Source organism: Actinomadura litoris (genome assembly GCF_009733595.1).
GTDB classification, from domain to species: domain Bacteria; phylum Actinomycetota; class Actinomycetes; order Streptosporangiales; family Streptosporangiaceae; genus Spirillospora; species Spirillospora litoris.
The window spans coordinates 688,651-703,159 of the sequence record NZ_WOFH01000001.1 but is presented as its reverse complement, the minus strand read 5'-3'; the positions used below and the strand labels follow the sequence as shown (position 1 = coordinate 703,159).

Genomic DNA, 14,509 nt, shown 5'->3' with positions numbered 1-14,509 from the left:
CCTGTCCGCGCCGTGGCGCTCGACGGCGGGCCCTTTGCCGGGCGGGCGTCAGAGGGTCACGGGAAGGGCGCGTAGGCCGCGCAGGACGAGGTTCTCGCGGTAGGCGAGGGGCGCGCCGGTGAGGGCCACGTCGCGCTCGAAGAGTTTGCGGAGCGCGATCTGGCCCTCAAGGCGGGCCAGGGGCGCGCCCAGGCAGAAGTGGATCCCGTGGCCGAACGTGAGGTGGTGCGGGGCCTCGCGGCCCCGCGCGCGGGGGGCGGCGTAGCGGCGCAGGTCGAGGCGGTCCGGGTCGCGGAAGGCGGCCGGGTCGCGGTTGGCGGCGCCGGTCAGCAGGAGGACGAGCCGTCCGCGTTCGATGAGCGAGCCCTCCAGCTCGACGTCGTCGAGGGCGGCGCGCATCGTGAGCTGGACAGGGGGGTCGTAGCGCAGGACCTCCTCCACGGCCGCCGGGGCGTCGCACGGCCGCGCCCGGAACGCGGCGAGCTGCTCGGGGGAGCGCAGCAGCGCCAGCGCGCCGTTGCCGATGAGGTTGACGGTCGTCTCGTGGCCCGCGACGAGCAGCAGCACGCAGGTGGCGACCAGCTCGTCCTCCGACAGGACGTCGCCGCCGTCCGACACGCGCACGAGCGCGCTGAGCAGGTCGTCGCGCGGGCGCGCGCGGCGGCACGCCGCCAGCTCGCGGAAGTAGGCCCCGAACTCCTCGCGCGCGTCGTCGCGGCGCCTGATCTCCTCGCCCGGCAGCAGGAAGTCGGGGTCGAGGCCGCGGGCCAGGCAGGTCGACCAGCCCTTGAACAGCGCGCGGTCGCACGCCGGGACGCCGAGCATCTCGCTGATCACGATGACCGGCAGCGGGTAGGCGAGCGCGGAGACCAGGTCGGTCTCGCCGGACGCGGCGTCCAGCAGCTCGTCGACGAGCGCCTCGATCCGCGGCCGCAGCCGCTCGACGAGGCGCGGGGTGAACGCCTTGCTCACGAGCCCGCGCAGCCGCGTGTGGTCGGGCGGGTCGAGGGTGAGGAAGGAGCGGTGCCGTTCGGCGATGTCGCGCCACAGGCCGCCGTTCTTCGGCTGGTGCCCGAACCGCGGATCGCGGAGGACCCGGTCGCACAGCTCGTAGGACGTGGCGACCCACAGGCCGATGTCGGTCCGCTGGAGCCGTCCGCCGGCCGCCAGCGCCCTGTAGTGCGGGTACGGGTCGGCGCGGAAGGCCGGATCGGACGGGTCGAACCCCAGGATCGCCGCGGCCTCGACCGCCTGCTCCGTCGCTTCCTCCATGGCCCAAGTCACCACGATCGGCGAAATCCTGTCAACAGAGACAACGCCCTGTGGACAACCTGGTCCATCCGAGCCAACCCATTTGGCCAATTCGGTTATTGGCCCACGAATCGGGCGCGCAACAGCGCCCGAACAAGGTCAGGCCGACTCGCGCACGACCAGTTCGGGGGTGAGCACCACCTGCCGGTGCTGGTGGGCCTTACCCTCCCTGATCTCGGCCATCGCGAGTTCGGCGGCCTCCTCGCCCAGCTCGCGCCTCGGCTGCCGCACGGTCGTCAGCGGCACCGCGGCGCTCGCGGCCAACTCGATGTCGTCGTAGCCGATGACCGCGATGTCCTCCGGGACGCTGACGCCGAGCCGGGTCAGCTCGTTGATCACGCCGATGGCCAGCAGGTCGTTCGCGCAGAACACGCCGTCCGGCGGCGGCGACATCTCCATGATCCGCTGCGCGGCGACCTGTCCCTCGGCCGGGCTCAACGCGTCCTGAACAAGGGTCTTGGGCTTACCGAAACCCGCCTCGACGAGGGTCCGGGCGGCGCCGTCCCGGCGCTCCACACAGGGGCGCGGCTCGGGCGCACCGGTCACGAACGCCACCCGCTCGCAGCCGATGCCGAGCAGGTGCGCGGCGGCGATCTCGCCGCCCGCGACATGGTCGACCTGGGCCGAGCACGCGTCGGGCCCGTCGCGGTCGATCAGCACGACGCTGAGGCCCGCCGCGCGCAGCCGGGCGATGTCGCCGGACTCCAGCCCCACCGGGATGATCATCACTCCCGCGGCGCGCTGGTCCTCCAGCAGTTCGAGCGAGCGCCGCTCCTTGGCCGAGGAGTGGTCGCTCGACAGCCAGAGGGCGTCGTGGCCCGAGGCGTTGAGCGCTTGCTCGGCGCCGCGGACGACATCGGTCGCGTAGGGGTTGGTGAGGTCCTCGACGACGACGCCGAAGGCCCGCCGGCGCTCGTCGCCGAACTCTCCGGCGGTGCGGTCGGGGCGTTGGCGGAGCCGTCTGGCGGACTCGTTCCGGACGAATCCGAGCTCCTCGATCGCCGCTCGGACGCGGTCACGGGTAGCTTCGGCCACGAGGTCTGGCCGGTTTAGGACATTCGAAACGGTCCCAACTGAGACCCCGGCTCGCCTCGCGACCTCACGAATACTGGTCTGTGGCAACTCGCTCCTCGTCCGCCCCGGATCTGTTTTCGCAGGTAGTGGAGTTTTCCATATCTAGCCCCCGGACAGTCGGTCACGCAAGGCAACCATACGAGCACAGATTGCATTTAACCAGCGCTTGACGGGCCGGATCCGGCCGCCTAGCGTTCCGGCACGAGCGTAGCTTGAAACGATTCACGATCTTCGTCCGCGCGGAGATTTCGTGAGTCCAACCGGAAGGGACGGTTTCGATGGCTGGCGATCGTGACCCGTCCCCGGCGAGACATACCCCGTTCCGAAGGGGCCTCCCCACGCCGTCGTGGGCCGGCCCGGACCTGGGAGCGTGTCGTCGTCCGGTAGGCCAACGAGTGAATCGTCACCCGGAGTTCCCCCGCTCGACCCAGCAATCGGCCCATCGGCCACCTCCGGCCAAGCGCGCGAGACAGCAAAGGAACCCGATGATCTAAGTCCGGAAGGCTCCGGACCCGGCAACCCAACGCGTACAGATCGAGGCCAACCCGTGCCTGTGCAGCGGACGGCTGCATCCCCGCGGTCATCAACCACGGACGAGGGAGGACGGAGTGGAACAGGCCACACTGCTGCGACGTGGCATCGACGATCTGCGGCTGAGCGATGAGGAGATTCGGCTGCTCGCCCAGATCGCCAGCGGTGTCACCGCCGATGTGGCGGCACGCAAGCTGGAACTGAGCGCACGGACCCTACGCCGGCGGCTGCGGACCATCTGCGACCGGCTGGAGGTCAACACCCCTATCGAGGCCGTTGTGTGGGCGGCCCGGAGGCAGCTCATCTAGCGGAGTGCACAGACGACGCCCGTCAGGGGACGGCGGGCGTCACCAAGGAGAGAACAGGCGGCCAACTTTCGCGAACTCCGTCCGACCCCGCAGCGGCGGCGCCGACGGCCTGACAGGTAGGTCCCTGCAGCAGGCGTCGCCGCGGACGTTGTTCGTCGCATCGCACCACCGCTCGTCGCACCACCGCTCGTCGCAAGAACGCTCGTCGCAAGACCGTTCGTCCTGTCACCGCCGCGGCGGCACGGGCCCTGACCGCGCCCGCCACCGCCGTCCGCGGAACATCGCGCGCCACCTCCGGTCGAGGGGCGAGTGCCATCCCCGGTCCGTCCCGGCGGATGCCATGTCACCTCGGCTTGCGGGTCGGCGGGCTCCCGGCTGTCGACTGGGCCGGACTGGGCTGGGTTCGGCTCAGGCGACCCGGACCCCGCCCGCGAAGGGACGACCCCCCATCGGGGCGATCTTCACGACGTCGCCGGTGTGCGGGGCGTGCAGCATCTTGCCGCCCCCGATGTACATCCCGACGTGGTGCAGGTCGGAGTAGAAGAACACCAGGTCGCCCGGTTGCAGCTCGCTCTCGGAGACGTGCGTGCCCGCGTTCCACTGGCTGCCGGTGTAGTGCGGCAGGTTGATGCCGACCTGCTTGTAGGCCCACATCGTCAGACCGGAGCAGTCGAACGTGGTCGGCCCGGAGGCGCCCCACACGTACGGACGCCCCATCTTGGTCATCGCGATCCGCAGCGCCTGCGCGGCCTTGCCCGTGCCGACGGTGGGGAGCTTGGTGAGCTGGGTGGGGTCCTCCTTGACCAGCTTGCCGCGGATCTTCTCATAGCTCTGCGAGACCTTCTTGCGCTGGGAGTCGAGCTGGCTCCGCAGCTGCGCCACCTGCTGGGCGCGCGCCTCGGCCGACTTGCGGGCGCGCTGGGCGCCCTGCATGGCCTGCATGAGCCCCAGGACCCTCGTGCTGTCCTGGGTGGCGAAGTAGTTGAGCGTGGCGGCCTGGTCGAGGACGGCCTGCGGGTCCTGGGAGGCGACGAAGGACACCGTGGGGTCCGAGCCGCCCTGCATGTAGCTGGTGGCGGCCAGCGCGCCGACCTTGTCGCGGATTCCCTTGAGCGACTCTTCCTGGCGCTTGGCGTTGTCGGTGGCGACCTTCGCGGCCCGCTGCGCCTGCTGGAGCTTGACCTTGAGCCCGTTGTACTGCTCGGTCATCTGCTCAAGCTGGTCGGCGAGTTTGAGCGCCTGGGCCCTGAGCTCCTTGGTCGTGGGCTTCGGGTCGGCGTGGGCGGCCGCGACGGTGTGCGGGGCCAGGGCATGGGGGGCGACGGAGACGACGGCGAGCGCGCCGGCGACGGCGATCGCGCGTCCCCGGAAACGGGCCGGGTGCCCATTCGCCGGGCTTGCCTTCCGTGGGCGTGCAGAGCGTGAAACGGGTGCGGGCCGGGACGGCTCCACCGATTCTCCTCTCCTCGTCCGCCTACCGAGTTAGCTGACGGGTTCGGGCCGGAGCAGCCCGTCCGCAGGCACGCGCGGATCGGTCCGCGCGCGAATACGGATTCACCCCTGCCGGCCGCTTCCCTGGACGCTGTCCCGGGCGGCCGGGAGTGGGGTCCCCGGCTCCTCGGGACACTGGTTGCGACCCGGGGACTCGGCGGTTCGGCCTCCGCCATGCGGTTGGCCGACGTCAGCGCAGGACACTAACGGACCCGGCATTGGATGCCAACCAGAACATGCGAATTCGCTGGTCGCCATGACAGTTCCGCACCGGATCGCGGTGCGGATAGTGCGCTTTGGCTCACTTTCCGTAGGCGGACTAGTTCTTGTTGGCTAGTTATGAAGGCCCGGCGGGCGGGCGGCTCACCGCCCCATCGGCGCGGACGCGGGAGCCCGGTGTCCGACCCGCTGTCCGGTGTTCGATAATCTCGCCTGTTTGTGGAAGTCGAGATCAGGCGTGCCCGCACCGCCGATGTTCAGGAGATCCGCAGACTGGTCGGCCTGTACGCGGGAACGGGGCGACGCCTGCTCAAGAAGTCCACGGTGAAGCTGTACGAGGACGTACAGGAGTTCTGGGTCGCGCAGGACGCCGACGGGCGCGTCCTCGGCTGCGGCGCGCTGCACGTGATGTGGGAGGACCTGGCCGAAGTCCGCTCCGTCGCGGTGGACAAGGGGCTGACCGGCCGGGGCATCGGGCACCGGATCGTCGACCGGCTCCTGGAAACGGCCCGGGAACTCGGCGTGCGGAGGGTGTTCTGCCTTACCTTTGAAGTGGAGTTCTTCGTCCGCCACGGCTTCGAGCAGATACTCGGGACCCCGGTGGCGCCGGAGGTGTATGAGGAACTTCTCCGCTCTTACGACGAGGGCGTGGCAGAGTTCCTCGACCTCGACCGGGTGAAGCCCAATACGTTGGGCAACACCCGGATGCTGCTTCGCCTGGAGGACTGACCGCAATGAGTGAGAACCCCGACCGCGGGCGGCCTTACCACCCGCAGCAGGGGCAGGGCTCGTACGGCCCCCCGCCCCCCTACCAGGGCCCGCCGCAGTGGCAGCAGCAGCCTCAGCAGCCCCCGCCCGGGCGGCAGCCCCAGCAGCAGCCTCAGCGGCCGCAGTCACCGCCGCCGCAGCAACAATGGCAGCCGTCCCATGAGGCGCCGTCCTATGAGCAGCCGCGGTCTTATGAGCCGTCCTATGAGTCGGCCTACGACCAGTACCCGGGGGGCGGCGCCTATGACGGGAGCGCCGCCGATCTGCCCCTCGCGCCCATCCACCGGCGCGCCGGAGCGCGCGTCCTCGACAACGCGCTCGTCGCGGTCTTCGGTTTCGCGCTCGTCCTCCCGATCACGGTGGGCGCGTTCGGCCTGGGCAAGCCCGGCAGCAAGGCGGAGGACGACGGCGGCATCTGGAACTGGCCCATCATCTTCACCCTGTTCTGCGTTCTGTCGGTTCTGCCGTTCATCTATGAGGCCGTCCAGTTGTCCGTGTGGGGGAGGACGCTGGGCAAGCGCGTGCTCGGGCTGGGCGTCGTCCAGGTGCGTCCCGCTGGAAACGCCATCACGACCACCCAGGCGGTGTGGCGCGCCGCCATCACCCATGTCGCCTACCAGTTGGGCGTGTTCTTCTTTCTCGTGCTCGCGGTGATGGTCTGGAACTACGCTGCCTACGGCATGTTGCTCGTCTGGGCGGGCGCGCTGATGGCGCACCTGTGGGCGATCTGGGACCAGCCCCTGCACCAGGCCCTGCACGACCGTTTCGCGGGGACGATCGTCATCGACGAGCGAGTGGACGACTACGACTACGCGGAGTAGTTTCTCGATGACGGCATCGCAGCACCCGGACGAGCCGCTCACCGACCCCGCCGAACCCGCCCGCCCCGACGCCGACCCCGAGCCCGACGCCGAGCCTTCCGGCGAGGCCGTGGCCGAGGCCGCCGCCGGGCCGGACGGGCTCGCCGAGCCGGGGCAGCGGCTGCTGGCCCGCATCGTCGACACGCTCATCGTCGGCCTGCCCGTGATCGTGGTCGTCCGCGAGCTGGTGTCCGGGAGCCGGGTGGACGTCGTGGCGCCGCCGGCCGTCGCGGGCTGCCTGCTCGTCTACGACGCGGTCCAGCTGGCCGTCTGGGGCCGGACGCTGGGCAAGCGCTTCGCCGGTATCGAGGTCGTCACCGCGACCGGGCCCCGGCGCGCCCGGCTGGGGATCCTGCGGTCGATCGCCCGCGCGGCGGTCTACGCGCTGCCCGTCGCCGTCCGGCCCGTCCCCGTGCTGGGCCTGCTCGCCGGGGTTTTCTGGGTCGTGAACGCGGGGCTGCTCTATGAGGGCGCCGGCCGCCAGGCGGGCCACGACCGGCTCCTGAACACCCAGGTCCGCAAACGCCCCCGCTCGTCGCCGCCCGAGTAGGCGGCCTTCTGGGCGCGGGCGCCCTTTCGGCCGGGCGGTTCCCGTCATCGCGCCGCGGGCTGTCAGGTCGTTGCTGACGGCCGTGTAGGCGTCCGTAAGGCTCCGGGTGTCAGGCGAGGTGCCCGGAAGCCTCCATCCGTTCTCTGGAGCCTCCTCGGCCCGCGCCGGCGGCTTTGCGGGCGCCATCGCCGGCAGCCGTGTTTCTGGGGACGACGCTCGGCGGCGGCCGGTGGCAGGGGTGTCCGCCAGGTCTCAAAGGACCGTTCCGGTGGTCAGTTCAACGTGGTGCTCCCGATAGAACCGTATGCGCGTTCTGTATACCGAGCGCAGTAGGAGGGCGCGTTCACTTTAGGACCGCGGTTAGGAGCTCGTGATAGCAGCGCAGGGCCTACGGCGCTTGGGTCGGACGAGGTCCGTTCACAGATCCACTAGCGCGTCGGCAGGTGGACGTTAGGGAGCGTCCAGGCGTGGCTTTCGGTTCGCCGCCGCGAACGTTCACCCCCGGTCCACAAGCGGGCCTGGGGTGGGCTCTAAGGCGGCCGCCAGGTGGGCGGGAATCGGTGCACTCGGGGGGAATGTGACACTCGTTCCGGTTACGGCCCCGAATCGGGGCGGATGTGTCCTGTCCCGGACGCCCCCTCCGCTTTGTGGGGTGCTTCGCGCGCCGGTGACGGCCAGGCTTCATAGGGCGAAGGACTAACGGTGGATGGGACGACGTCTCGGTTGGAACGGGCCTTTCGGCCCGCGCGGCGGGAGCCCGCGCGGGGTGGACTGGTCTGGTCTGGTCCAGGTTCCGAGACGGGGTTGATGAAGCAGGGCAGGAGGTGGGATTGTGCCGCTAATCCGCTGAAATCGGGATCGACTGTCCGCCCGACGTCGCGCGGGGATAGCGGATCGTGACTTCCCGTCACGGAGACATGGCAAGAAGATTTCGTCGGCGGCGCACTCGCCGTTATCCAGCGACATCCGCCGGTGAGCGGCGCGGAACCCCTCCCGCCGGGCAAGGCCTCGGGCGCGCCGCCCATTCCCCTGCGGTGCGGTAAGTCCGTTACGCCGGTCTAAAGGTTCGGGCGGGGCGGAGGCCCCCGGCCTGTTAAGGTCCCAGCGGGCTCTTTTTCGTCGGACGGCGCGGGCCTGGAAAGCCTGGACGCCCCGAAACCCTGTCCAATCCGCGATCGGCGGCCCAGGTCAGGACGGGTGGACGGTGACGCCGGTCACGCCGAAATCCCCGCCGCGGGCACGTCCACCCGGACAATTGCCGCGGCGCGGAGCCGCCGTGCCCGCCGTCCCGGGTGGTCATGGCGGATTCGACGGTCAACGCTTACGCGATGTCACTCCGGGTGGACGGCTTCATCACGGGTGTTGAATTGTCATCGGCGGAGTTCTCGGTATATCTTTGTCAACCGAATGCAAGTTTGCTCCAGCCGAAAGGTCTGTCCCCATGGCACAGAAGGTTCAGGTGCTTCTCGTCGACGACCTCGACGGTGGCGAGGCGGACGAGACCGTAGCGTTCTCGATCGACGGCGCCTCCTACGAGATCGACTTGAGTGGCTCCAACGCGAAGAAGCTGCGGGATTCCCTGCACCCGTTCGTGGAGAAGTCGCGTAAGGCGGGCACGGGTACCCGCCGGCGCCGCCAGCGCGGCGCGTCCAGCCGAGAGCGCAGCGCCGAGATCCGCGCCTGGGCCAAGAACAATGGCATCAAGGTCAATGAGCGCGGCAGGATCCCGGCCACGGTGATCGAACAGTACGAGGCGGCCAACTGATCCGCTCGTCCGCCAACGGCCCGTCTCCCTTCGTGGGACGGGCCGTTAGCTTGTGGCGCGGAGGTGCCTTGTCATGAGGGCCTTGTCATGAGGCCGCCGTCATGGGGCAGGGCCGACCCGTCATCGGTCATCGGTCGTCGGACGAAGCCGCTTCTCGCGAGGGCCCGGTGTTTGTCGCGGGCCGCCCACATGGCGCCGCTACTTGTGCGCGGCTTCTTGCGCCCGCCCGCCGCCGGTCCTTGCGGGCGGGCCGCCGGTGATCTGTTCCCGGGAGGCAGGGCATGCCGTTTGTCCGGGCCCGCTCAGGCGGCGCCGCGTGCCGTTGATCGTCGGGCGGATCCGAGGACTCGCGCGGGTGCGTTGTTTGTCATGAGCGCCGCGCCGCCTCCCAAGAGGTGCGTCCGCTGTGCGCCGTCCAAGCAGGGCGGTGTTGTTTGTTCGTGCGCTGTTCGCCGGAACCGCGCGGCCGCCCGGCGTTCTTCGGTGATCGCCGCTCGCGCGCGGGGATGCTGTGGCCGGGCCGGGGCGTTACTCATACAAACGCACCGATTTGTCGGCGCGATGGGGCGGAAGCGACCGCCGGGGCGCGGCGGGCCGTTCGCTTGTGGCGTAGCGTCCGGCGGGTTTGTCGCGACCGGGGGTGAGGTAGACCGGGGCGCGCGGGGCGCGACGCCCCATTCGGCGACCCTCGGACGTGCCGTGGCCGACCTGCGGAAACCCCTCGTTCGCTTGGGGCGTAGCGGGAACATGACGCACCGATACGGTAGTTGGATGAGACTGAACAGCGCTTAGCTGGGGAACGTCTCCTGGTGGGAGTGCACCGGGCGGCCTCCTCGGGGCGGGCTAGCATGCGGAAGGACAGTTCCGGACGTTCCGGACTCTGCCCAACCGCTCTGTGAGGAGCGACGAGATGTTCGAGAGGTTCACCGACCGCGCGCGGCGGGTTGTCGTCCTGGCTCAGGAAGAGGCCAGGATGCTCAACCACAACTACATCGGCACCGAGCACATCCTCCTTGGTCTGATCCACGAGGGCGAGGGTGTCGCTGCCAAGGCATTGGAGAGCCTGGGGATCAGCCTTGAGGCGGTGCGCCAGCAGGTCGAGGAGATCATCGGTCAGGGCCAGCAGGCGCCGTCGGGCCACATCCCGTTCACTCCGCGCGCCAAGAAGGTCCTTGAGCTGTCCCTGCGCGAGGCGCTGCAGCTCGGCCACAACTACATCGGCACCGAGCACATCCTGCTGGGATTGATCCGTGAGGGCGAGGGCGTCGCCGCCCAGGTCCTTGTGAAGCTCGGCGCCGACCTCAACCGGGTGCGCCAGCAGGTCATCCAGTTGCTGCACGGCTACCAGGGCAAGGAGCCGGCCGCCTCCGGCGGTCCTTCGGAGTCCGCGCCCTCCACCTCCCTTGTGCTCGACCAGTTCGGCCGCAACCTGACGCAGGCCGCGCGGGAGGGCAAGCTCGACCCGGTCATCGGCCGGGACAAGGAGATCGAGCGGGTCATGCAGGTGCTGTCCCGCCGCACCAAGAACAACCCCGTCCTGGTGGGCGAGCCCGGCGTCGGCAAGACCGCCGTCGTCGAGGGCCTCGCGCAGAAGATCGTCAAGGGCGAGGTCCCCGAGACGCTCAAGGACAAGCAGCTCTACACCCTCGACCTCGGCGCGCTGGTCGCCGGCTCCCGGTACCGCGGTGACTTCGAGGAGCGCCTGAAGAAGGTCCTCAAAGAGATCCGTACCCGCGGCGACATCATCCTGTTCATCGACGAGCTGCACACGCTCGTCGGCGCGGGCGCCGCCGAGGGCGCCATCGACGCCGCGTCCATCCTCAAGCCCATGCTGGCGCGCGGCGAGCTGCAGACCATCGGCGCCACCACGCTGGACGAGTACCGCAAGCACCTGGAGAAGGACGCCGCGCTGGAGCGCCGCTTCCAGCCGATCCAGGTCGCCGAGCCGTCGCTGTCGCACACGATCGAGATCCTCAAGGGCCTGCGGGACCGCTACGAGGCGCACCACCGCGTGTCGATCACCGACAGCGCGCTGGTCGCGGCCGCCCAGCTCGCCGACCGCTACATCAGCGACCGGTTCCTGCCCGACAAGGCGATCGACCTCATCGACGAGGCCGGCTCCCGGATGCGCATCCGCCGCATGACCGCGCCGCCGGACCTGCGCGAGTACGACGAGAAGATCGCCGACGTCCGGCGCGAGAAGGAGAGCGCGATCGACGCGCAGGACTTCGAGAAGGCCGCCGCGCTCCGCGACTCCGAGAAGCAGCTCCTCGGCCAGAAGGCCCAGCGGGAGAAGGAGTGGAAGGCCGGCGACATGGACGTCGTCGCCGAGGTCACCGACGAGCTGATCGCCGAGGTCCTCGCCACCGCCACCGGCATTCCGGTCTTCAAGCTGACCGAGGAGGAGCAGACCCGCCTGCTGCGCATGGAGGACGAGCTCCACAAGCGGGTCATCGGCCAGGAGGACGCCATCAAGGCGCTCTCCCAGTCCATCCGCCGCACCCGCGCCGGCCTGAAGGACCCCAAGCGCCCCGGCGGCTCGTTCATCTTCGCCGGCCCGTCCGGCGTCGGTAAGACCGAGCTGTCCAAGACGCTCGCGGAGTTCCTGTTCGGCGACGAGGACGCGCTGATCCAGCTCGACATGTCCGAGTTCATGGAGAAGCACACGGTCTCGCGGCTGTTCGGCTCCCCGCCCGGCTACGTCGGCTACGAGGAGGGCGGCCAGCTCACCGAGAAGGTCCGCCGCAAGCCGTTCTCGGTCGTCCTGTTCGACGAGATCGAGAAGGCCCACCAGGACATCTTCAACTCGCTCCTGCAGATCCTGGAGGACGGCCGCCTCACCGACGCCCAGGGCCGCGTCGTGGACTTCAAGAACACCGTCATCATCATGACGACGAACCTGGGGTCCAAGGACATCTCCAAGGGCGTCTCGATGGGCTTCGCCCGCGCGAACGACGAGCAGGGCTCCTACGAGCGGATGAAGGCCAAGGTCGGCGAGGAGCTCAAGCAGCACTTCCGTCCCGAGTTCCTCAACCGCGTCGACGACACGGTGGTCTTCCACCAGCTGACGCCGAAGGAGATCATCCAGATCGTCGACCTGATGATCGCCCGGGTGGACGAGCGGCTCCGCGACCGCGACATGGGCATCGAGCTGCGCCAGGAGGCCAAGGACCTGCTGGCGGAGCGGGGCTACGACCCCGTGCTCGGCGCCCGTCCGCTGCGTCGCACGATCCAGCGCGAGATCGAGGACAACCTGTCCGAGAAGATCCTCTACAACGATCTCAAGGCCGGGCAGATCGTCATCGTCGGCGTCGAGGGCACCGGCGAGGAGGCCAAGTTCACCTTCAAGGGTGTTCCGAAGCCGTCCACGGTCCCCGACAGCCCGCCCCCGATCGAGGGCGCGGTCAACTTCAACAAGGACTGACCGCCCCCGGACCACGAAGGGCCCGCTCCGCTTCCCGCGGCGCGGGCCCTTCGCCGTGTTATCCCCAGAACCACGTTCGCCTTCCCGCCCCGCCGCCCGTCCGCGATCCTGGACGTCAGACGATTCCAGAGCGCCTCAACCCCCTGCCCGGGGCGTGCAAGCCGTCAAGAGAGGAGAACACACCCCTGAACGCTCCTGAGCCCCGCCAGACACCCCGCCTCAACGCCCCACAGCCGGCAGCGCCCTTCCCTCTGGGGCGCGTCGGCAGCCCCCGATTCACTAGGCCGCCCGACCAGCCCGGAGGTGGTGGCGACCTCGAAGCAAGAACCCAGCGAACTCGACCCAGAAGGCCCCATATGACGCGGAGGAATGTCAGAGGGGAGTCCTAATATTCGAACATGCGATCGAATCCGGTTGGTTCGGCGGCGGAATTCCGGCGACGGAAGGGACGTGTCCCGGACGCGTTCCCGCGGAACGCCCGGTCGCCCGCCCCGCCCCAACCGCCGATCTTCCGCTCCCGATTCCAGGGCGAACTGCTCGCCCGCGTCCTGCTCGGGCCCGAGCACGAGATCACCATGCTCGATCTCGCGGTGATGCTCCGCAGCGACCTCGGATCCGTGATGCGCGAAGTCGAGTCGCTCGCGGACGCGGGCGTCGTGGCCCTGCGGCGCACCCTCGCGGGCCGCGTGGTGGTCCGCGACACGAGCAGCCCGCTGTACGAGCCGCTCGCCCAGCTGATCATGCTGACCTTCGGCCCGGCGACCGTCGTGGCGGACGTGTTCGGGCGGCTGCCCGCCGTCCGGGAGCTCCACCTGTTCGGCCCCTGGGCCAAGCGCTACGAGGGAATCCATGGCGACCCGCCGGGTGACGTGGAGGTGCTGGTGATCGGCGACCTCGGCCCGGAGGCGGCATTCGACGCGGCCCAGCAGGCGTCCGCCCGGCTCGGCCTGCCCGTGCACCCCGTGGTCCGCACACTCGCGCAGTGGCAGGACGACAACGACCCCTTCCTCCGCGAAATCCGAGCCTCCCCCTTGATCCAGGTAACGACCCCCCACTCCCACTGAACCCCACCCAGGGCCCCTCACCCAGGCCCCCGGGGAGCCCTGCCCACGGCCCTGAGCCCGGAGCCCGAGGCGGGAGCCCGGAGGTCTGGGGCGTGGAGCCGGGGCCGGAGGGCCGGGGGATGGGGCTGGGGCGGGGGGTTATTGGGGGGTTGGGGTTAGCCAGGTTTTGATTGCTTTGTGGATGGTTGTCTTTGTGGGTGGTGGGGCGAAGGAGGCTTCGGTGGCGTTGTGGGCCAGGGCGGCCAAGGTGGCGTCGTCGTAGCCGAAGGTTTCGCGGGCGTGGGTGTACTCGGTGGTCAGCGGGGTGTCGATCAGGGCTGGAATGTCGGTGTTGATCGTGACGAGGAGGCCCGCGTCGAGGAGGTGAGGGAGGGGGTGGTCGGCCAGGGAGGGCGAGAAGCCCAGGGCCACGTTGGAGGACGGGCACACCTCCAGGGGGATGCGGCGTTCACGGACCTCCGCGACCAGGTCCGGGTCGTCCAGGACGCGGATGCCGTGGCCCAGGCGTTCGGTGCGGCCCGCGTCCAGGGCCTGGCGGATGCTGGCCGGGCCCTCGGCCTCGCCCGCGTGGTGGACGACGTGCAGGCCCGCGTCGTGGGCGGCGGCGAAGACGGCCGTGAACGGGTCGCCCCGGTAGGACTCGTCTCCCGCCAGGCCGATGGCCACCACGTCGTCGTGGCGTTCGGCAAGGGCCAGGGTGTGCCAGGCGCGGTCCAGGGAGCGGCGGCGGGAGTGGTCGAGGATGAGGCGGACGTCGATGCCGAACGCCTCGCGTCCGGCGGCCAGGCCCTCGCGGACGGCGGTCAGGGGCATGTCGAGGTCGCCGAGGCGTTCGCCGTGGGCGGCGGCGGTGAACGACGCCTCGGCGTAGCGGGTGCCCTGGGCCGCTTCGTCCCGGCAGAACTCATAGGCGATCCGGTGGAAGTCCTGCGGGCGGCGGAGGCATTCGCGGACCAGGTTGTTCTGCGCGAAGAACGCGGCGAAACCGCCGAGGGCGCCGGAGCCGGCCGGTACCCGGATGCCGTTCGCCGCTCCTATCTCGCGGAGGGTCTCCTGGCGGATGGTGCTTTCCAGGTGCACATGCAGGTGGACCTTGGGGAGGCTGAGCAGATCACGCACGCCACGTACCGTATTCGGCCCGCGT

11 protein-coding genes and 1 riboswitch are annotated in these 14,509 nt (G+C 69.9%); of the genes, 7 read left to right on the top strand and 4 right to left on the bottom strand.

The window, feature by feature from the left end:
- Nucleotides 1-48 precede the first annotated feature (48 nt).
- Nucleotides 49-1,272: a cytochrome P450 gene (locus tag GNZ18_RS03160; protein WP_156214516.1), complete on the bottom strand. Its 1,224-nt coding sequence runs from the start codon at nt 1,270-1,272 to the stop codon at nt 49-51.
- Between the two features lie 138 nt (nt 1,273-1,410).
- Nucleotides 1,411-2,433: a LacI family DNA-binding transcriptional regulator gene (locus GNZ18_RS03155; protein WP_156214515.1), complete on the bottom strand. Its 1,023-nt coding sequence runs from the start codon at nt 2,431-2,433 to the stop codon at nt 1,411-1,413.
- A 560-nt stretch (nt 2,434-2,993) separates the two neighbouring features.
- Between GNZ18_RS03155 and GNZ18_RS03150 the strand changes: the two genes are divergently transcribed.
- Nucleotides 2,994-3,224 carry a LuxR C-terminal-related transcriptional regulator gene (locus GNZ18_RS03150; protein ID WP_214616090.1) on the top strand — a complete coding sequence of 77 codons (231 nt, stop codon included), beginning with the start codon at nt 2,994-2,996 and terminating at the stop codon, nt 3,222-3,224.
- Between the two features lie 408 nt (nt 3,225-3,632).
- Here the strand turns inward: GNZ18_RS03150 and GNZ18_RS03145 are convergent, their stop codons facing one another.
- Complete coding sequence (locus GNZ18_RS03145; RefSeq protein WP_242882205.1) at nt 3,633-4,676, bottom strand: NlpC/P60 family protein; 1,044 nt, start codon at nt 4,674-4,676, stop codon at nt 3,633-3,635.
- Nucleotides 4,677-4,679: 3 nt separating this feature from the next.
- Nucleotides 4,680-4,885, bottom strand: a riboswitch (cyclic di-AMP (ydaO/yuaA leader).
- Between the two features lie 268 nt (nt 4,886-5,153).
- On the opposite strand from GNZ18_RS03145, the gene GNZ18_RS03140 reads away from it, so the two are divergent.
- From GNZ18_RS03140 to GNZ18_RS03115, 6 genes are all read left to right on the top strand, one after another.
- Nucleotides 5,154-5,663, top strand: a complete 510-nt coding sequence (locus tag GNZ18_RS03140; RefSeq protein ID WP_374225421.1) for an amino-acid N-acetyltransferase — start codon at nt 5,154-5,156, stop codon at nt 5,661-5,663.
- Nucleotides 5,664-5,668: 5 nt separating this feature from the next.
- Nucleotides 5,669-6,523, top strand: coding sequence for an RDD family protein (locus tag GNZ18_RS03135; RefSeq protein WP_156214512.1), 855 nt, complete (start codon nt 5,669-5,671; stop codon nt 6,521-6,523).
- 7 nt (nt 6,524-6,530) lie between these two features.
- Nucleotides 6,531-7,112 (top strand): RDD family protein, encoded by a 582-nt coding sequence (locus GNZ18_RS03130; RefSeq protein ID WP_156214511.1) that lies wholly within the window; start codon nt 6,531-6,533, stop codon nt 7,110-7,112.
- A gap of 1,441 nt (nt 7,113-8,553) precedes the next feature.
- On the top strand, nt 8,554-8,877 hold the full coding sequence (locus tag GNZ18_RS03125; protein ID WP_156214510.1) for a histone-like nucleoid-structuring protein Lsr2: 324 nt from the start codon (nt 8,554-8,556) through the stop codon (nt 8,875-8,877).
- A gap of 910 nt (nt 8,878-9,787) precedes the next feature.
- Nucleotides 9,788-12,301, top strand: coding sequence for an ATP-dependent Clp protease ATP-binding subunit (locus GNZ18_RS03120; protein WP_156214509.1), 2,514 nt, complete (start codon nt 9,788-9,790; stop codon nt 12,299-12,301).
- Between the two features lie 398 nt (nt 12,302-12,699).
- Nucleotides 12,700-13,365 (top strand): ArsR family transcriptional regulator, encoded by a 666-nt coding sequence (locus tag GNZ18_RS03115; RefSeq protein ID WP_156214508.1) that lies wholly within the window; start codon nt 12,700-12,702, stop codon nt 13,363-13,365.
- Between the two features lie 138 nt (nt 13,366-13,503).
- On the opposite strand, the gene add is transcribed toward GNZ18_RS03115, so the two are convergent.
- Entirely contained in the window at nt 13,504-14,484 is a 981-nt protein-coding gene (gene add, locus GNZ18_RS03110) for an adenosine deaminase (protein ID WP_312874270.1), read from the bottom strand.
- Nucleotides 14,485-14,509 lie beyond the last annotated feature (25 nt).